General features: G+C 65.3%; 16 protein-coding genes. 8 read left to right on the plus strand and 8 right to left on the minus strand.

The genetic code is table 11. The features are described from left to right. Nucleotides 1-16 precede the first annotated feature (16 nt). Nucleotides 17-3,310, minus strand: coding sequence for a TonB-dependent receptor domain-containing protein (locus RSE14_RS00710; protein ID WP_324075241.1), 3,294 nt, complete (start codon nucleotides 3,308-3,310; stop codon nucleotides 17-19). Nucleotides 3,311-3,720: 410 nt separating this feature from the next. On the opposite strand from RSE14_RS00710, the gene RSE14_RS00715 reads away from it, so the two are divergent. Then, nucleotides 3,721-5,367, plus strand: a complete 1,647-nt coding sequence (locus RSE14_RS00715; RefSeq protein ID WP_324075243.1) for an acyl-CoA dehydrogenase family protein — start codon at nucleotides 3,721-3,723, stop codon at nucleotides 5,365-5,367. Here RSE14_RS00715 and RSE14_RS00720 read toward each other — a convergent pair. Further along, nucleotides 5,364-5,819 (minus strand): response regulator, encoded by a 456-nt coding sequence (locus RSE14_RS00720; RefSeq protein ID WP_324075246.1) that lies wholly within the window; start codon nucleotides 5,817-5,819, stop codon nucleotides 5,364-5,366. The two genes, RSE14_RS00715 and RSE14_RS00720, sit on opposite strands and share 4 nt — an antisense overlap. Before the next feature lie 150 nt (nucleotides 5,820-5,969). Between RSE14_RS00720 and RSE14_RS00725 the strand changes: the two genes are divergently transcribed. After that, nucleotides 5,970-6,785, plus strand: a complete 816-nt coding sequence (locus tag RSE14_RS00725; RefSeq protein WP_324075247.1) for a tyrosine-protein phosphatase — start codon at nucleotides 5,970-5,972, stop codon at nucleotides 6,783-6,785. A gap of 56 nt (nucleotides 6,786-6,841) precedes the next feature. Next, entirely contained in the window at nucleotides 6,842-7,810 is a 969-nt protein-coding gene (gene trxB, locus RSE14_RS00730; RefSeq protein ID WP_324075248.1) for a thioredoxin-disulfide reductase, read from the plus strand. Nucleotides 7,811-7,861: 51 nt separating this feature from the next. Here trxB and RSE14_RS00735 read toward each other — a convergent pair whose 3' ends face one another. From RSE14_RS00735 to RSE14_RS00755, 5 genes are all read right to left on the minus strand, one after another. After that, nucleotides 7,862-8,296: an MAPEG family protein gene (locus tag RSE14_RS00735; RefSeq protein WP_416379356.1), complete on the minus strand. Its 435-nt coding sequence runs from the start codon at nucleotides 8,294-8,296 to the stop codon at nucleotides 7,862-7,864. A 13-nt stretch (nucleotides 8,297-8,309) separates the two neighbouring features. Continuing rightward, a complete protein-coding gene (locus RSE14_RS00740; RefSeq protein ID WP_324075250.1) occupies nucleotides 8,310-8,765 on the minus strand; it encodes an MAPEG family protein in 456 nt (151 codons plus the stop codon). Nucleotides 8,766-8,837: 72 nt separating this feature from the next. Next, nucleotides 8,838-9,479, minus strand: a complete 642-nt coding sequence (locus RSE14_RS00745; RefSeq protein ID WP_324075251.1) for a class I SAM-dependent methyltransferase — start codon at nucleotides 9,477-9,479, stop codon at nucleotides 8,838-8,840. Beyond that, nucleotides 9,479-10,693 (minus strand): BtaA family protein, encoded by a 1,215-nt coding sequence (locus RSE14_RS00750; RefSeq protein ID WP_324075252.1) that lies wholly within the window; start codon nucleotides 10,691-10,693, stop codon nucleotides 9,479-9,481. The genes RSE14_RS00745 and RSE14_RS00750 overlap by 1 nt, the downstream gene beginning before the upstream one ends. Nucleotides 10,694-10,786: 93 nt before the next feature. Beyond that, nucleotides 10,787-11,728 (minus strand): threonine ammonia-lyase, encoded by a 942-nt coding sequence (locus tag RSE14_RS00755; RefSeq protein WP_324075253.1) that lies wholly within the window; start codon nucleotides 11,726-11,728, stop codon nucleotides 10,787-10,789. A gap of 87 nt (nucleotides 11,729-11,815) precedes the next feature. On the opposite strand from RSE14_RS00755, the gene RSE14_RS00760 reads away from it, so the two are divergent. From RSE14_RS00760 to RSE14_RS00775, 4 genes are read left to right on the plus strand one after another with little or no spacing between them, the layout of a single operon-like run. Continuing rightward, nucleotides 11,816-13,054, plus strand: a complete 1,239-nt coding sequence (locus RSE14_RS00760; protein WP_324075254.1) for a saccharopine dehydrogenase family protein — start codon at nucleotides 11,816-11,818, stop codon at nucleotides 13,052-13,054. Continuing rightward, nucleotides 13,054-14,001 carry a peptidyl-alpha-hydroxyglycine alpha-amidating lyase family protein gene (locus RSE14_RS00765; protein ID WP_324075255.1) on the plus strand — a complete coding sequence of 316 codons (948 nt, stop codon included), beginning with the start codon at nucleotides 13,054-13,056 and terminating at the stop codon, nucleotides 13,999-14,001. The genes RSE14_RS00760 and RSE14_RS00765 overlap by 1 nt, the downstream gene beginning before the upstream one ends. A 9-nt stretch (nucleotides 14,002-14,010) precedes the next feature. Further along, nucleotides 14,011-15,204, plus strand: a complete 1,194-nt coding sequence (locus RSE14_RS00770) for a carboxynorspermidine decarboxylase (protein ID WP_324075257.1) — start codon at nucleotides 14,011-14,013, stop codon at nucleotides 15,202-15,204. 25 nt (nucleotides 15,205-15,229) lie between these two features. Then, nucleotides 15,230-15,763: a YbjN domain-containing protein gene (locus RSE14_RS00775; protein WP_324075258.1), complete on the plus strand. Its 534-nt coding sequence runs from the start codon at nucleotides 15,230-15,232 to the stop codon at nucleotides 15,761-15,763. Here RSE14_RS00775 and RSE14_RS00780 read toward each other — a convergent pair. Further along, nucleotides 15,760-16,869: a DUF3137 domain-containing protein gene (locus RSE14_RS00780; RefSeq protein WP_324075260.1), complete on the minus strand. Its 1,110-nt coding sequence runs from the start codon at nucleotides 16,867-16,869 to the stop codon at nucleotides 15,760-15,762. The genes RSE14_RS00775 and RSE14_RS00780 overlap by 4 nt on opposite strands. A gap of 86 nt (nucleotides 16,870-16,955) precedes the next feature. Here RSE14_RS00780 and RSE14_RS00785 point away from each other — a divergent pair, with 86 nt between their 5' ends. After that, on the plus strand, nucleotides 16,956-17,531 hold the full coding sequence (locus tag RSE14_RS00785; protein WP_324075262.1) for a LemA family protein: 576 nt from the start codon (nucleotides 16,956-16,958) through the stop codon (nucleotides 17,529-17,531). Nucleotides 17,532-17,594: the final 63 nt, after the last annotated feature.

Here is a 17,594-nt window from a genome sequence, read left to right on the forward strand (position 1 = left end):
GGGCCTGTGATCGCGATCAGAAGCGCGCGGTCACCCCGAGGAACAAGGTGCGGCCGATGCCCGAGACCGGGTAGGCCGAGCTCGACAGGTAAGGCTCCTCGTCGGTCAGGTTGTTGATGCCGCCGTAGACCGTGATCTCGTCGGTGGCATCGAGGTTGAAGGCGAGGTTGTGGAGCCAGTATTCCGGCGCAAACCCGGCCGGGCCGAACTCGGTGTCGATCCGCTCGATCTGGATGACCGAGGCAACCGCCGTCGAACCGATATACTGCACCCCGTAATTGAGGGTGAAGTCGCCGCGGTTCCAGGTGACCGAGCCGAAGCCCGCCCATTCCGGAGCGCCCAGTTCGCGCAGGCCCGGGTTGACGAAGGTGGTATCGACCGGATCGAAGAAACGATCGAGCCGCTCGGTCCAGTTGCCGCCAACCTGCAGGTTGAAGTTGTTCTTGCCCAGATCGAAACCGTAATTGACCTGGAAGTCGACCCCGCGCGTGTCCAGCTTCGCAAAGTTGATCTGGCTCTGCTGGAGGAAGTTGAGGCCCAGGAAGGTCTGCGATCCCGCTGTGCGGTTACGGGTGAACAATCCGCAGAAATCGTTGGGGAAGGTCGGCAGATCGTAGCAGCTGTCGACGATATCCTGCGCGGTAACCGCCTGGATCGCGTCCTCGATGTTGATCGAGTAATAATCTGCCGAGATCGACAGACCAGGCACCCAACGCGGCTGGATCACCGCGCCGACGGTGAAGGTCGTTGCGGTTTCTTCCTTCAGATTGGGGTTGCCGCCCGAAGTGCCCGAGAAGCGCGCGGTCAGCGGATCCTCGAACCCGGCCGGAATCCCGTCCGCACGGCAGTTGTTCAGACGGTTCTGTGCCGCCGGATCATTGCTCGCAATCAACCGGTCGATGTTCGACTGGCTGCACGGATCATTGGGACGGAAGGTCGCGGTCTGCTGCGGGCTGAACAGTTCCGAGATGTTCGGAGCGCGAATGGCCTGAGCGTAGGTGCCGCGGAAGCGGATATCCTCGATCGGGGCCCAGATGCCGTTGACGTTCCAGGTGAAGGCCCCGCCAACCGTCGAATAATCCGCATAGCGACCCGCTGCACCCAGCGTAAGCTCTTGGAAGAACGGCGTATCGGCAAGGATCGGCAGCAGCACTTCACCGAAGACTTCGTAGACATCGAACTGGCCGCCGGCGTTGAACTGTCGGGTCGCATCGAACACGAGGCTCTGGTTGGGCGAAACGTTGCCGATGAAGGTGCCGGCAGGGCCTGCAGGCGAGCCTTCCGGAAGCAGGCCGAGCAGCAGATCGTCGAACGTCGAACGCGACTTTTCCTTGCGGTATTCCGCGCCCAGCGAGAAGCGGACAGCACCGCCCGGCAGGTTGAAGAACGCTCCGGTGTCGCCGTTCAGCAGGCCGGTGATGACGGTCTGTTCGAGGCGGGCGCGGTTGGTGGTCGGCGTGGTGATGAAGTCCACACCGGCCTGGCTGACCGAGTTGGTGCCGCGGAAAAGGTTGACCGGAACACACTGGCCGTCGCCGGGACGGAAGGTGAAGAAGCCGGGTGCGATGACCGGGAAGGCTTCCGAACCCGGGTGCGGCGCGGCTGCGGGGTTCAGGGTCGAACGGCACACCGGCTGGCCGGTGCGCGGGTCGGTCACCACGTCGATCGCGGCGAACAGACGGTCATAGCGCACCGAGTTGCTGAAGGTGGTCGCGTTGTCGGTACGACCGTAGTTGCCGACCACTTCGTACTTCAGGTGCGGAGTGATCTCGCCATCAACCCCGCCGACGATGCGGTAGGTCTCGCGCTTGGCGGTCGAGATGCCCGGCCCGAGGTCAAGGAAGTCACGGCTGATGCGCAGGCCCCCGGCAGCGTTCGAATCCGCGCGCAGCACGGCCGGAATGAAGGGGTTGTCCGGGGCAATGAACAGCGTGTCGTAGAAGGTGTTGTAGTTGTTGCGGCTGGTCGCTTCGTTGCGGACATACTTGGCATCCATCCACACGCGCGCGGCGGGCGAGAATTCGAAGCTGGTGCGCAGGTTGGCGTAGATACGCTCCGAACCCGGGATCAGCGAGGTTTCGTTGGTGCGTTCCACCGCGCCGTCACCGCCGAACTGGTTGGCGCCGGTTGCCACGATGCCATCCTGGAAGATGCGCACGCCGCCTTCGGGGGTGGTGACATAGCAGCCGCCGCCGCCAAAGCCGGTGCGCCCGATGAAGCTCTCGTTACAATCGGGAACGCCGTTGTTGTTGATGTCGGCCGAGAAGAAGTTGAAGTCGTTGCGGAACACGAGGCCCTGGTTCGACGAGATCGCGAAGCGCGGGTCCGAACCGATGACGAAGCCGGTCGCTGCCGCTGCGCGGTCAACCAGCGCCTGTTCGGCAGGGGTGATGCCGCCCGGGAAGAATGTTGCGACCTGCGTCGCGGTGGGGATCAGCTGGCCATAGGGGAAGCGGCCAGCACCACCAACGCGGAAGCGGTTGGCGAAGTTGGGCATGGTGGCCGCATTGATCTCGCCGCGCTGGAAGCGACGCAGCGGATTGGCATAGGTGGTCGAGTTGTTGCCGCGGCCATTGTCACGGGTGAACTCGCGCGCGCCGAACAGGATTTCATCGTCCTTGGTGTAGCCTGCCGCGAGCGTGACATTGCCGCGCCCATCGGCAAAGTTCTGGCCGACAACGCCTTCGAGACGGTAGCTGCGGCCATCGCCCTTCGACGAGATGCTCATCTGGCCGTCCAGCTGGACACCTTCGAAATCGCGCTTGAGGACGTAGTTGACCACACCGGTCACCGCGTCCGCACCATAGACGGCCGAGGCGCCGCCGGTGAGCACTTCGACGCGCTCGATCAGGGCGTTGGGGATGGTCGAGACGTCGACGGTCTGCGAACCGGCCACACCCGAGACGTGGCGCCAGCCATCGATCAGCACCAGCGTGCGGTTGGCGCCGAGCTGGCGCAGGTTGAGCGTTGCCTGACCGACACCGCCCGCGCCGCGCTCGATCGAGTCGGCGACAGTGCCCGAGGAAATCAGCGCCGGGATCTGGCGCAGCGCGGCAGTTGCGTCGGTCGAGCCGAAATTGCGCAGCGCATCGGCATCGAGCGTGCTGACCGGCAGCGGCGCGACGGCATTGGGATCGCGCGCGATACGCGAACCGGTGACGACGATCTGTTCGCCCGGGGCTTCTGCGGCGTCTTCTTCAGCGACGCTGTCCTGCGCCTGGGCGACGCCCGGGGCGAGCAGCGAAACGAACAGCGCGGCGGCCAGCGCCCCGCGCGATGCGGTTTGGCGGGTATGTGTCGAATAACGCATTGTGTGTCCTCGCACCGGCGTACAAAACTTTGCAGGATATCCAGAGCTACGCCGGAGGAGCTCGGATACCACGTGTGACCGGGGCTGCTGGCACACGACGGTAATTGCCGCGCGCCGGGCAAGCTCCGGAGCGGTTCTTCCTGCTCAAGGCGAGGCCCCGGATTGGCTCCGGGTCTCAGCCCACCTTGGTGTTGAACGGCCTGCCTTCTTTCACAGGCCGGACACCAAAAATGCCGCAGCCATCGCGGCGCGGCAACCCGTGAAGTCCGCAAGCCTGCCTCGCAATTGACTTTTGATGTGACAGTGTAACCCAATGGCAACATGGACTTTGTCCCGCGCTTGCGGCTAGCGGGGTTTTTACGTTTTTGCGGGTTCGCCTCAGGCGGTGCGCTCTGCTAGCAGCCTTCGTCATGAACGAATGGATCATCGAAGCGCGCGGCGCGATTGCGGCAGCGCGCAACTATTGCGAGGCGGTGCGGGCAGGGCTGTTCGCGCGGGTGGCGCCCGGCGGCGCGCCCGATCCGGCACTGCTGGAGCGCGAACAGCACGCGGTCCATGGCTATGCGTGGGCTGCGGCAACGCTCGCCGCGCTCGAAGCCACGGCCGACTGGGCCGCACGTGCACACAGCACCGGGCTTTTCGGCGAGACCGAGGAACTGACCCTGCGGATCGGGTTTGGCGAAGCGCTGGGCCAGCTTGCCTATGGCCTCGCGATGAGCGCCAGCGAGGTGGTGCGCCCCGCAGCTCTGGGCGCCGATGCGGAAGCGCGTGGGCTTGCCGCCGATCCGGCTGTGGAGCGGTTTCTGGCCGAAGGCAGCACCGCGCAGACCCGTGCGAGGTTGGCCGCGCTGCTGGCAGACGGCGCGCGTCCCGACGAGGCTCTGGGGGACGAGACGCTCGATATGGTGCGAGGGCAATTCCGCGCCTTCACTGCCGAAAAGATCACGCCCCACGCCCACGGCTGGCACTTGGCCGATGCCCTGATCCCCGATGCGGTGATCGCCGAGATGGCGCAGCTCGGCGTGTTCGGCGTGTGCATCCCCGAAAGCCACGGCGGGCTCGGCATGGGCAAGCTGGCGATGGCGGTGGTCTCGGAGGAATTGTCGCGCGGGTGGATCTGCGCCGGCAGCCTCGGCACGCGCTCCGAGATCGCGGGCGAGCTCATCACCCACAATGGTACCGAGGCGCAGAAGGCCCATTTCCTCCCGCGCATCGCCGATGGATCATGCCTGCCCACCGCCGTTTTTACCGAACCCGACACCGGATCGGACCTTGCCGCCGTACGCACCCGGGCCGAGCGGCAGTCCGATGGCAGCTGGCGGGTGACAGGGGCCAAGACCTGGATCACCCACGCAGCCCGCGCCGATCTGATGACGATGCTGGTGCGCACCGATCCGGCGCGTCCGGGCTATGCCGGTCTCTCGATGCTGCTCGCTGAAAAGACCCGCGGCAGCGATGCAGCGCCGTTCCCCGATGCCGGAATCGATGGCAGCGAGATCGAAGTGCTCGGCTATCGCGGGATGAAGGAATATGCGCTGGGCTTCGATGGCTTTGCGGTTGCAGCCGACGGTCTGCTTGGGGGTAGCGAGGGGCAGGGCTTCAAGCAGCTGATGCGCACCTTCGAGGGCGCCCGCATCCAGACCGCCGCGCGCGCCATAGGCGTGGCGTGGAACGCTTTCGATCTCGCGCTCGATTATGCGCAGGGCCGCAAGCAGTTCGGCCAGCCGATTGCCGCCTTTCCGAGGGTGGCGGACAAGCTCGCGCTCATGGTCGCCGATATCATCATGGCGCGCGAACTGACCTATTATGCCGCCCGCGCCAAGGACCGCGAGGCGCGCTGCGATATCGAGGCGGGGATGGCGAAACTCCTCGCCGCGCGCACGGCCTGGGCGGCGGCTGACAATGCCGTGCAGATCCACGGCGGCAATGGCTATGCGCTCGAATATCCGATCAGCCGAGTGCTGTGCGATGCGCGGATTCTCAACATCTTCGAGGGCGCAGCGGAGATTCAGGCGCAGGTGATCGGACGCGGGTTGCTGAGCGCGCAGGCGGCCTAGATCATCCGTCGGCGCAGCGCCGGGCCTTCGTTCTGGCCGTCGATCGCCAGTGCGGTGCGCAGATCGACATGGCGCGGACGATTGCCGCGCGCGGTGATGATCCGCCCGACCCGCCGCACCAGCAGCGCCGGATCGAAGGGCTTGCGGATGAAATCCTGCGCGCCTGCATAGTTCGCCTGGGCCTCGTCCGCCGCGCCGTTCATCGCGGTGAACATGATCACCGGCAGATCATAGAACCGTTCTGACCGGCGCAGCCGCCGCAGCAGGGTGAGGCCGGTTTCGCCGGGCATGGCGTGATCGAGCAGCAGGATATCGGGCCGCTTTCGCTTGATGCAGGCGAAGGCCTCCTCGGCACTGGTGACCCAGCCGCAGGCGTGCCCGGCATCGATCAGCACCTCGCTCGCCAGTTCGGCGACCAGTTCGTCATCATCGGCAATCAGGATGCGGGCCATGGGCAGGTCTTCGTGTCGGTCGGTTTCCTGCTGCGCTGTTAACCACGCGGTGCTGAAAGGCCCCTTGGACCGCGCCCTCGCATTCGCCCCTAGTGTCGCCGCAGCGGCGCTCGCCTTGCTCCTGTCACCGGGCGCTGCCAGTGTCGCAGGATGATTCGCGAAACCACCAGCACTCTGGCCGAGCCCGATGGCATCGGGCCGTTCCTGCCGACCGAAGGCATCCACAACCTGCGCGATTATGGCGGCTATGCGGTGCCGGGCGGCGGGCGGGTGCGGCGCGGCGTGCTGTTCCGCTCGGGCCAGCACATGGAGGCAAGCGATGCCGATCTCGATCTGATCCACGCGCTCGATATCCGCACCATCATCGATCTGCGCGGCACCAGCGAGCGCGAGGGCTTTCCCTGCCGCCGCCATCCCGAATTTGCCGCGCAGGTGATCGCCTATGATGGCGAGACCAGCAATTCCCCGCCGCACGAAGGCGGGGGCGGGGCGATTGTCATGACCCCGCAAAAGGCGCGCGAGCGGATGCTGGCGGTCTATACCCGCATGCCGGTGAACCCGGCGATGATCGACATCTTCACCCGCTATTTCGCTGCGCTTGATCAGCGTGACGGGGGCAACCTCGTCCATTGCTTTGCCGGCAAGGACCGCACCGGGATCGCCGCGAGCCTGCTGCTCCATGTGCTGGGCGTGCATCGCGACGATCAGGTGGCCGAGTTCCTGCGCACCAATGATGCGCCCACCCGCGCTATCCTCGAACGCCAGTCCCTGCCGCGCATGGAGGCCCATTACGGCGCGATCGAACCCGAGGCGCTGCACAACCTGATGGGAGTGCTGCCCGAATATATCGACATCTATTTTGCCGAGGTGACGCGCGATCATGGCTCTATCGACGCCTATCTCGCCGCGCGATTAGGTGTGGACGAGGCGATGAAAGCGCGCCTGCGCGAACGGCTGGTGGCGTGACAATCGCCGCAACCGCTCCCATATCGCGGCCCTGAGATTCACAAGAGGCACCATCAATGGCCACCCATCATACCAAGATGCTCATCATCGGCTCCGGCCCGGCAGGCTATTCTGCAGCGATCTATGCCGCGCGCGCCATGCTCGAACCGATCGTGGTGCAGGGCCTCCAGCCGGGCGGCCAGCTCACCATCACCACCGATGTCGAGAACTATCCCGGTTTCCGCGATGTGGTGCAGGGCCCGTGGCTGATGGAAGAGATGAAGGCGCAGGCCGAACATGTCGGCACGCGCATGATGTGGGACACCATCGTCTCGGTCGATCTCGAGAACGGCGCGCCGTTCCGCGCCATCGGTGACAGCGGCGATGAATATATCGGCGAGACGCTGGTTATCTGCACCGGTGCACAGGCCAAGTGGCTGGGCGTGCCGGGCGAGATGGAGCTGGGCGGCAAGGGCGTTTCGGCCTGCGCGACCTGCGACGGGTTCTTCTATCGCGGCAAGAAGGTGGCGGTCATCGGCGGCGGCAACACCGCAGTCGAAGAGGCGCTCTACCTCACCAACCATTCGGACGACGTGACCCTGATCCACCGCCGCGACAGTCTGCGCGCGGAAAAGATCCTGCAGGAACGCCTGTTCAACAACCCCAAGATCACCGTGCTGTGGAACAAGGCCGTGGACAGCTTCGAAGCGGGCGGGAACGGCATGCTCCACCACCTCGCGCTGACCGACACGGTGACGGGCGAGGCTTCGACCATCGAGGTCGACGGGGCCTTCGTCGCGATCGGCCATGCGCCGGCGACCGAGCTGTTCAAGGGCAAGCTGCCGCTCGATGACAGCGGCTATCTGCTGACCGAACCCGGCACGCCCAAGACCGCGATTCCCGGCGTGTTTGCTGCCGGAGACGTGACCGATCACGTCTACCGGCAGGCAGTGACCGCGGCGGGCATGGGCTGCATGGCCGCGCTCGACGGCGAACGCTTCCTCGCCGCCCGCGCGCACCAGTTGCAGGCCGAAGCGGCGGAGTGATTTGATATTCCAGCCCCCCCCATTCCGGGGGAACGGGGAGGGATGGAAGCGTTACCCGTGGAACACCGCGATTGCGGCGTGCAGGATCAGCGCCATCAGCGCAAAGCTCGACAGCGCGAACAACCCGAAGCGGATCGCCACGCGGTTGAAGGTCGCCTGCACGATCGAATGGGCCACGCGCAAACCGACATAGGCCCAGGCAATCTGCGTGTTGAGCCCGTCGCCCTGACCGATGATCGCCAGCACGATCGCCACCGCGTAGAACAGCGTCGGCGCTTCATGCAGGTGGTTGTAGTTGTCCGCCTTCCAGCTGACCGTATCGGGCAGCAAGCCGCGCAGGCTCGAACCTTCGCCGCCGACGAGGTTCTTGGCATCGATCCCGGCCTTGTTCATCGCCGGGATGCGGGTGGCGTACATCCACACCCACATCACCATCGTCCACGCCAGCAGGGCCACCACCGGCTGCAGGATGTCCATTCCTATCATTGTCTTATTCTCCTCAGGCCGGAAGCGCGGACGGATCCGCAAGCAGGGTTGCCATCACCGCACGGATCGCCAGCACGATCAGCGCGATGGAGCTGGTGATGAACAGCAGAAAGCGCACCGGGATCGTGTTGACGAGGTTCTGCCACAGCGAATGGACGACGCGCAGGGCCACATAGGCCCAGGCCAGCGTCACATCGAGCGCCGCCGGGCCGGTCAGCGCAAGGATCACCACCGTGACATAGAACAGCGTCGGCTGCTCGACGAGGTGGGTGTAGTTATGCGCGGGCCAGTTGGCCTTGTCCGGCAGCACGCCTTCCAGATCATTGCCGCGCACGCCCGTCTTGTTGGGCAGCACTGACTTGTCGGTGATTTTCGCCACCGCACCGAACCGCGCCGGAATGATCCACAACAGCACGATCAGCGTCCACACCACCAGCACGGCGGCGGGCGCGAGCATTTGCGCCTGCATCGATTGATCCCCTCTCGAAAGCCTCTGCAGCCCTAGGTGCGAGAGCGATTACCGATTGTCAATTGCAACCTATCAGGCGGTGAGAACGTGCCTCTGGAAATAGCCCAGCGGCCCACGCTTGCTGGTCAGCAGCAGTCCGCGGGCGGCGGCGATGCGGGCGGCGGCTTGGGGTAGATCGTGGCGGGGTTTCACGTGAAACATTGCCAGCCAGCCCTCAAGCAGGCGCGATAGCGGGGCTGGAAGGCCTCTGAAGTCACCGAAGTCGACCACATGGAGCGTCCCGCCCGGAGCCAGAAGGCTGGCGGAATGATCCAGTGCGGCCTCCCATTCGGGGATCATCGAGAGCGAATAGGACATCATTACCCGGTCAAACTGCGGCTCGCCGAGCAGCACGGCGGCGTCAAACGAACAGGCATCGCCTTCGCGAAGCCGCGCCGCCTCGCCCAGCGCGGCGCGCGCGCTCTTGAGCATTTCGGCCGAGATATCGAGGCCGAACAGCCGCACACCCGGCCAGGCCTTGGCGACCTTGGCAAGGTTGCGCCCCGTCCCGCAGGCGACCTCGAGCACCCGCATTCCGGGCCGCGCATCCAGACCCGCAATCAGCGTATCGCGCCCGAACAGGTAATATTTGCGCGTCAGATCATAGATGTGGCGCTGCCCGCGATAGACCTCGTCCATCAGCGCTGCGTGCGAGGGGCGGGGGGCAGAAGCCATCACGCCAGCTCGTAGACATGGACGCCGCCATAGATCGACGAGCGATCGCGGCGGGTCAGATCGGCGGAGAGCGCATCGAGGTAGCGCCACTTGCAAAGGATGCTGTCATCGAGCCGCCCGGGCAGCAGGCTTGGCTCGGCAGCGGTGCGGAACAGCACCCGCGCACCCGGGCGGCTGGCGCGGGTGATCTTCGTCCACAGGTCATCGAGCTGGGCGTTGTTCATCCAGTCCTGCGCGTCGAGCAGCACGAAGCGGTCCATGCTCGCCTCCTCGCGCGCGCCAATCCAGTCGACCATATTGGCGCGCGTCACGTCGAGCCGCTCCACCCGCTCCTTCATCACCTCCCAGTTGGCGCGCTGGAGATAGGGCGGCAGCGGCGCGTTTTCCGAGCGGTCATAACCGCGCCCGAAGGCCTGCCATGCGAAGTAATTGTCCTTGACCTCGAAATCGCAGGCAAGCTTTTCGAGCCGGCGTCGCAGCACTTCGGCCATGCGTTCATCACCGGCGAGATGCTCGAACTGTGCAGGCGGAATGCCGAGGCCGAACAGCGAGGCGGGCTGATCGGTCAGCCAGCGGATGAAGCGCTTCTCGAACACCGGTGCGAGCTCCCGCTCGAACACCGCGCGCTGCTCCTCCAGCGTCGAAGCGTCGAGCACCTTGGCCAGATCGATCTTGTAGAGCTTGGCAAAGACATGGGCCAGGCCGATGAAATTGCCCAGCAAGCCCTTGCGATAAATGCCGCGCGTGAAATAGCTGATGCGCCTGCGTCCGCGAAGGTCGCGCTGCTCCCAATAGGCGCGGCTGGTCGCATCGAGATGCGGCGCGATCATCTCGCGGTAGACCGCCGCATTCTCCTTGTGATCGGCATGGGCGAAGAAGCGGTGGAAGCGCTCGTAGCTGGGCAGGTGGCGGATCGCCGCGATCTTGAGCTTCCCGAGCGCTACATGGGCATGGTTGAGATCGACGGCTGTCACGCTTTCGGGGTTCGCGGTGAGATAGGACAGCGCATTGCAGCTGCCGCTGGCGATGCACATCAGGCGGCTGTCGGGACGGATATCGAGCCCCTCCATGTCGACCACCGGATCTTCCCAGATCTGGGCGTATACGAGGCCCTTGAAGGCGAGGGCGAAGGCCTTGTCGAGCAGCTTGTCGCCAAGCCCTGCATCCTTGCGGACCACCGCATCCTCGATGATCCGCTTTGCCTGTGTCGCCATGTGCCACGCGTCCTCAGCCTGTGTCTGGCTGGCGCAGTATGGCCCTAGCGTGTCGGCTGTGTGACGCTTTCCACAGTCTCCTTGGCCGGAGCCTCAGTCCGTCCCTGCAATCGTCGCTGCAAAGGCTGCCGGATCGGCATTGCCGCCGGTGATCATGATGACGGTACCTTCGTCCACCGGCACCTTGCCCGCCAGCGCTGCTGCCAGCGCCGCTGCGCCGCCCGGTTCGACCACGAGCCGCAGGGTGGCAAAGGCAAAGCGCTGTGCGGCGCGGACCTCGGCATCGGTCACCGCGACGCCGGGTTCGGCGCGGCCCTTGAGCACGGCGAGGTTGATCGGCTTGGTCGCGGGCGGCTGGAGCGCGTCGCAGATGGTTTTGGGCGCTTGCGGAGAGGCGTGGACAATGGCTCCCGCCGCCATCGACTGGCCGACCATGTCCCAGCCCACCGGCTCGACCGGATGGATCGCGCTGTCCGGCGCGCCCAATGCGAGGCCCGCCGCCAGCCCGCCGCCGCCGCAACAGGCGATGATGCGCGAGGGCGCGCGGCCCAGTTGCGCCGCGGCCTCTATCGCGGCCGAGCCCTGTCCCTCGATCACCCAGGGATCACCGAAAGCGTGGACCAGCGTGCCGCCCCGCTCGGCAATCAGCTTGGCCGCAACCGCATCGCGATCCTCTCCGGGGCGTTGGTAGAGCACCACCTCGGCCCCCAGCGCGCGGGTGTTGGCGAGCTTCACCTGCGGCGCGTCATGCGGCATCACGATGGCCGCCTTCACACCGAGCCGCCGTGCGGCCCATGCCACCCCTTGCGCATGATTGCCCGATGACACCGCGACCACGCCGCCCTCGCGTTCCTCGGGCGAGAGCGAGGACAGCCGCCACCACGCGCCTCTGATCTTGAAGGCACCGATGGGTTGCAGATTGTCCGCCTTCACCCACGCCCGCACACCGCCGATCTCCACCGGCAGCAGCGGGGTGGGCGGCAGGATTGCGGCCACCGCCTCTGCCGCGGCACGCACGCCCTCGGTGGTTGGCATTCTGACTTCGGTCCGGATCATTTGTCCCCCGCCAAGCATTGGATTAAGGCGCGGCCCAAGATTCGCGCTTCACGAAAGGTTCCTATCATGTCGGCAGGGAAATCCACCCCCGAGAACAAAACCGTCCTTGTCATCGGTGCGGGCGGGGTCAGCTCGGTCTGCGTCCACAAGATGGCGTTCAATCCGGATATCTTCCCCGAAATCCACCTCGCCAGCCGCACCAAATCGAAATGCGATGCGATTGCCGCCAGCGTCAAGGAGCGCTGCGGGCGCGATATTCCGACCTACGAGATCGACGCCGAGGAAGTCCCGGCGATGGTCAATCTGATCCGCAAGGTGGGTGCGGGCCTCGTGGTCAACCTCGCGCTGCCCTATCAGGACCTGCCGATCATGGATGCCTGCCTTGAAGCGGGCGTCGATTACCTCGACACCGCCAATTACGAGCCCAAGGACGAGGCGAAGTTCGAATACAAGTGGCAGTGGGCCTATCAGGACCGTTACAAGGATGCCGGCCTGATGGCGCTGCTGGGTTCGGGCTTCGATCCGGGCGTCACCTCTGTCTTCACCATGTGGCTCAAGAAGCACAAGCTCAAGACCATCCGCCAGCTCGACATTCTCGACTGCAACGGCGGCGATCACGGCCAGCATTTCGCCACCAACTTCAACCCGGAAATCAACATCCGCGAAGTGACCGCGCCCGCGCGCCACTGGGAAAACGGCGAGTGGGTCGAGACCCCGGCCATGTCGAACAAGGTGGCGTTCGACTTCGAAGCGGTCGGCCCCAAGAACATGTACCTGATGTATCACGAGGAGCTGGAAAGCCTCGCGAAGTTCGTCCCCGAGCTGGAGCGTGCGCGCTTCTGGATGACCTTTGGTGACCAGTACATCACCCATCTCACCGTGCTCCAGAATGTCGGCATGACCTCGATCGAGCCGGTCAAGTATCAGGGCAAGGACATCATCCCGCTGCAATTCCTCGCCGCGGTGCTGCCGCAGCCCGAAACGCTGGGCGAGACTACCAAGGGCAACACCAATATCGGCGTGATCGCGACCGGCGAGGCGCTGGACGGCTCGGGCGAGAAGACGTTCTACATCAAGAACATCTGCTCGCATGAGGCGGCCTACGAGGAAACCGGCAATCAGGCGGTCAGCTACACCACCGGCGTCCCCGCCATGATCGGCGCGGCGATGATGGTGCGCGGGGACTGGCAGGGCGAGGGCGTGTTCAACATCGAACAGCTCGATCCCGATCCCTTCATGGCGATGCTCAACGAACACGGCCTGCCGTGGACGGTCGAGGAAATGGCCGGGCCGGTCACCTTCTGATGCGCCGCGTCCTCGCCGGGCTGGCAGTCATCGCGCTGGCGGCCTGCGATGCCGCGCCGCCCCCGCGCGAGGTGGTCGCGGTGTTGGAGGTCGACAAGGGCTGGCCGACCATTCCGGCGGGCGCGACGTTCGGCGAGGTCAGCGGGGTCGATGTGGACGCGCAAGGCAATGTCTGGGTGCTCCACCGCGCCGGACGCAAGTGGGAGGAGCCTTTTCCGACCACGCCGATTGCCGAGTCCACGGTGTTCAAGTTCGCCCCCGATGGCACCTTGCTCGCGCAATGGGGCGCAGGGCTCTTCATCATGCCGCACGGCATCTCGATCGATCCGGACGGCAAGGTCTGGATCACCGATGTCGCGCATGAACAGGTGTTCCGCTTCAGCCCTGAAGGCAAGCAGGAGCTGGTGATCGGCACACGCGGCGTCACCGCGCAGGATAGCGCGCATTTCGGCCGTCCCGCCGATGTCGGCTTCCTTCCGGGGCGGGTGCTGGTGGCCGATGGCTACGTCAACACCCGCGTCGCCGAGTTCTCGCCGCAGGGACAGTTCATCCGCGACTGGGGCGAGTTCGATATTGCCCACGCCGTCGCAGTGGACGAGGGCCGCATCTATGTCGCCGACCGGGAGAATGCTCGGATCCAGATCTTCGATCATGCCGGCAAGCTCGCCGAAAGCCGGGTCTCGCCTGCGGGCAATCACACCTACTCCCTCAAGCCCCTGGGCGGCGGGCGGCTGCTCGCGGTCGAGGGGCGCGACGGGGCGGACCGCAAGGGCGCGGTGATCCGGGTCTATGGTGCCGACGGCGCCATCGAACAGTCCTTCGATATCAGCCTGCCCGGAAAGGACGCGAGCCTCGGCCATGATCTTGCGATCGGGCCGGACGGGCATATCTACGTCACCGATGTGGCCGGCGGGCGCGTGGTGCGCTTCTCCCTTCCTTCCAAGTAAGCAGGACCAATGCAGACCAAAGCCGGTGATCCGGGCGCCTTCGCCCATTTCGATCTGTCGCGTGTCGACAGCCCCGCCTTCGTCGTCGATGCCGCGAAGCTGCGCGCCAATTGCCGCGTGCTGGCAGGCGTGCGCGATGCTGCCGCAGCGGACGGCGCGGACATCAAGGTGTTCGCCGCGCTGAAGGCCTTCTCGATGTGGTCGGCCGCGCCCATCATCGGCGAATATCTCGACGGGGTGTCCACCTCGGGCCTGTGGGAAGCGCGCCTCGCCTCGGAATTCTACGACGGCGAGATCGCGACCTATTCGGCCGCCTTCAAGCCCGAGGAGCTGGAGGAAATCTGCCGGCTTTCGGACCATGTGATCTTCAATTCGCCCTTCCAGCACGAACGCGCGCGGCTGATCCTTGAACACGCTGCCGCGAACGGCTCGCCGGTCAGCGTGGGCCTGCGCATCAATCCGCAGGTGCCGACGGGCGAAGTCGCCAAGTATGACCCCAGCGCGCCGGGATCGCGCCTCGGCTTCCCGCTCGACCAGCTCACCGAAGAGCATATGGAAGGCGTCGAAGGCATCCACTTCCACAACCTGTGCGAACAGGATTTCGAGCCGCTGAAGGCGACGTGGGACCGCGTGTTCGACGTGATCGAGCCTTTTTTCGATCAGCTCAAATGGATCAACATGGGCGGCGGCCACCACATCACCCGCGCCGATTACCAGCGCGATGAACTGGTGGAGTTCCTCAAGGACGCGGCGAGCGACACCGGCTGCCAGATCATCCTCGAACCCGGCGAGGCGGTGGCGCTTGATGCGGGCATTCTCGTCGGCACGCTGCTCGATACGATGTTCAACGAGGTGCCGGTGGGGATCACCGATATCTCGGCCACCTGCCACATGCCCGATGTGCTGGAGGCGCCCTATCGCCCTGCCATGCTCGGCGAGCTGACGGACGAGGACATGATTCCGATCCGCCTGGGCGGGCCCTCGTGCCTCGCAGGCGATGTGATCGGCGATTATCGCCTGCCGGTCGCGGCCGAGCCGGGCGCGCGTTTCGCTTTCCTCGATCAGGCCCATTACTCGATGGTCAAGACCAACACCTTCAACGGCGTGGCCCTGCCCAGCATCTGGATGTGGGACAGCGAGACCGACGCGCTCGACTGCATCAAGCGCTTCGACTACGAGGATTTCAGGGATCGCCTGGGCTGACCGGCGACCGGTGGGGGAAATTGCGATGAAGTTTGCGCCCGTTTTGCTTGCCGCTGCGCTCGCCTTTGGCAGCGCTGCCGCGCCCGCGATGGCGCAGGGCTATGTCCCCGACACGGTCAAGAAATCGGTCACCACCGCCGATCTTGCCGCCGTGGTCGGCGCGCTCGGGCATCAGGTGCTCGAAGAGGGAAAGGATGACGGCGTGCTGGTGCTCGCGGAGAACCAGGACCAGCTCAAATATGTGCTGATGGGCACGGCCTGCGACATGGACGGGGTGCCGGGCTGTCAGGGGGTGCTGATGCAGGCGCAGTTCGAGCTGCCGGCGGGCACCACCTATGAAACCGTGGCGCAGGCCAATCTCAATTATGCCGCGCTCAACGTGTGGGTCGATTTCGAGCAGAAGTCGCTGGGCTTCACCCGCTATGTCGTGCTCGACAACGGGGTGACCATGGCCAATCTCAAGTCCAATGTGGAAGTGCTGCTGAGCCTTGTGGGCGATGCCTATCCGGTTGCCGCAGGCGAGCCGGTGGCCGAAGAGCCCGCAGCGCCTTCTTCCTAAAGTCCCTTGCGCCCGAAGCCGCGCATGGGCCGTGTCACCGGCATGGCGGCGAAGGCTTCCTCGGGCAGGGCAGCGTTTTCCGGGGGGACCGGCGCAGGAGCAGTTACAGGGGCAGGGGCAGGTTCAGGGGGAGCGGCCGGGAGCTGGGCCTCGGCCAGCACCCGTCCGCGTTCCGTCTGGTTGATCGCCAGCGCCAGCCCTGCCAGCGCGGCGAATTGCTCGGCGGCTTCGGCCACTCGCATCCGGTCTTCTGCCGCGTCCATCGCGCCGCTCTCGAACAGATCGCGGCTTTCCACCGTGATGATCACCTGACCTTGCGTGAACAGCGCGCGCAGCTCCTTGCCGCCGAACGCCTTTTCCAGCCGCAGCAGGTGCTCGATATAGGAGGGGTGGACGAGCACGCGTGCCTCGACCTGATCGTCGCTGAACAGGCCGAACACCGCATCGAAGGCCGGATGGACCTGATCGACCACATCGAGCCGGTGGCCGCCGAAGCTGACCGTGTCCTTGGTCCCGCCGAGGCCGAACCACTTGCGATGCTCGCCCGCGCGCTGGAGCAGGGTGGTGGAGCGGAACGGGCGGCCAAAGCCCATGCGGATGATGACCCCGCGGAACACCGTCACCCAGCGCTGGTTCTTGCCCGAGCCGCGGCGCTCTTCAAGGTGTGCTTCGTAAAGCTCGAAGCCATGGCCCGAGAGCGTGCCGAACCAGCGGTCTTCAAAGCCGGAGCGATCATGCGAGGGGACAAGCCCGTATCGCTTGGCTGCTTCGAATTCGGGGCCTGCCTCGGCCTTGTGGGAATATTCGACCCCGTGGCTCTTCGCGATGGCGCTGTTGATGCCGATCTTGACGGTGCGCTTGGCCGCCGCGATCGGCTGGTAGCCCCACCAGATTGCCGTGCCGATCCCGCCCAGCGCGACGATCCCGCGGAAGGTCGAGAACGATTCGGGGCCGAACCACACGAAGGCCAGCACCGGCATCAGGATCGCCGCGCTCCACGTCCAGCGCGATGCCGCCTTTTCCCGTGCAGCCGCGCGCATGGCGGTCTGCTCCTCCAGCCACTGGCCGAGGCCCGATTGCATCAGATGATCGACATTCGCGTTCATAGCCTCCCGCTATAGTGCGCAAGGCCTCTGCAATCCCTTAACGTTTCCCCGCTAAGCTCCGGGCCAATCAAGGGAGCACTTGCATCATGATTGATATTCTCGGCTGGTTCTGGACCTCGGCAATCCTCGTGATTGCTGTCGGCACGGTGGTGCTGCTGATCGCGATCTACAACCAACTGGTGCGCCTGCGGCAGAATGTGCGGCAGGGGGTGGCCGATATCGACGCGCAGCTGCGCCAGCGCCACGATCTGATCCCCAATCTGGTCGAGGCGGTGAAGGGCTATGCCGGGCACGAGGCTTCGACGCTCGAAGCGGTGATCACGGCACGCAATGCCGCCGCCAAGGGCGACGCGCCGGGCGGTACCAGCGAAGCGCAGCTCAAGCTCGCGCTCGATAACCTGCTGGCGCTGGGCGAGGCCTATCCCGATCTGAAGGCCAGCGCGAACTTCCAGTCGCTCCAGAACGAGCTCGGCGATGTCGAGGACAATCTGGCTGCGGCCCGCCGCGCGCTCAATGCTGCGGCTGCCCGTTTCAACGCCGCGCGCGAATCTTTCCCGGCAGTGCTGTTTGCCGGGATGCTCGGATTCGGCGAGGCGGACTTCTCGCGGCTCGCCGAGAGCGAAAAGGGCGTTGTCGACCAGACCCCGAAAGTCGCTTTCTGACACCTGCGATGTGACGGAAATCCGAGCGATTTCCGTCACATTCCGGTCACGCTTGCGGGGCTG

The sequence above is a fragment of the Erythrobacter sp. genome (assembly GCF_035194505.1).
Taxonomy (GTDB): Bacteria; Pseudomonadota; Alphaproteobacteria; order Sphingomonadales; family Sphingomonadaceae; genus Erythrobacter.

Excerpts from the sequence above, each read along its gene's own strand:
- RSE14_RS00745 (WP_324075251.1), bottom strand. The coding sequence starts at position 9,479 with ATGGCTTCTGCCCCCCGCCCCTCGCACGCAGCGCTGATGGACGAGGTC.
- RSE14_RS00725 (WP_324075247.1), top strand. The coding sequence starts at position 5,970 with ATGATTCGCGAAACCACCAGCACTCTGGCCGAGCCCGATGGCATCGGG.
- RSE14_RS00750 (WP_324075252.1), bottom strand. The coding sequence starts at position 10,693 with ATGGCGACACAGGCAAAGCGGATCATCGAGGATGCGGTGGTCCGCAAG.
- RSE14_RS00715 (WP_324075243.1), top strand. The coding sequence starts at position 3,721 with ATGAACGAATGGATCATCGAAGCGCGCGGCGCGATTGCGGCAGCGCGC.
- RSE14_RS00775 (WP_324075258.1), top strand. The coding sequence starts at position 15,230 with ATGAAGTTTGCGCCCGTTTTGCTTGCCGCTGCGCTCGCCTTTGGCAGC.
- RSE14_RS00720 (WP_324075246.1), bottom strand. The coding sequence starts at position 5,819 with ATGGCCCGCATCCTGATTGCCGATGATGACGAACTGGTCGCCGAACTG.
- RSE14_RS00755 (WP_324075253.1), bottom strand. The coding sequence starts at position 11,728 with ATGCCAACCACCGAGGGCGTGCGTGCCGCGGCAGAGGCGGTGGCCGCA.
- RSE14_RS00735 (WP_416379356.1), bottom strand. The coding sequence starts at position 8,296 with ATGATAGGAATGGACATCCTGCAGCCGGTGGTGGCCCTGCTGGCGTGG.
- RSE14_RS00740 (WP_324075250.1), bottom strand. The coding sequence starts at position 8,765 with ATGCAGGCGCAAATGCTCGCGCCCGCCGCCGTGCTGGTGGTGTGGACG.
- RSE14_RS00785 (WP_324075262.1), top strand. The coding sequence starts at position 16,956 with ATGATTGATATTCTCGGCTGGTTCTGGACCTCGGCAATCCTCGTGATT.
- RSE14_RS00765 (WP_324075255.1), top strand. The coding sequence starts at position 13,054 with ATGCGCCGCGTCCTCGCCGGGCTGGCAGTCATCGCGCTGGCGGCCTGC.
- RSE14_RS00780 (WP_324075260.1), bottom strand. The coding sequence starts at position 16,869 with ATGAACGCGAATGTCGATCATCTGATGCAATCGGGCCTCGGCCAGTGG.
- trxB (WP_324075248.1), top strand. The coding sequence starts at position 6,842 with ATGGCCACCCATCATACCAAGATGCTCATCATCGGCTCCGGCCCGGCA.
- RSE14_RS00760 (WP_324075254.1), top strand. The coding sequence starts at position 11,816 with ATGTCGGCAGGGAAATCCACCCCCGAGAACAAAACCGTCCTTGTCATC.
- RSE14_RS00710 (WP_324075241.1), bottom strand. The coding sequence starts at position 3,310 with ATGCGTTATTCGACACATACCCGCCAAACCGCATCGCGCGGGGCGCTG.
- RSE14_RS00770 (WP_324075257.1), top strand. The coding sequence starts at position 14,011 with ATGCAGACCAAAGCCGGTGATCCGGGCGCCTTCGCCCATTTCGATCTG.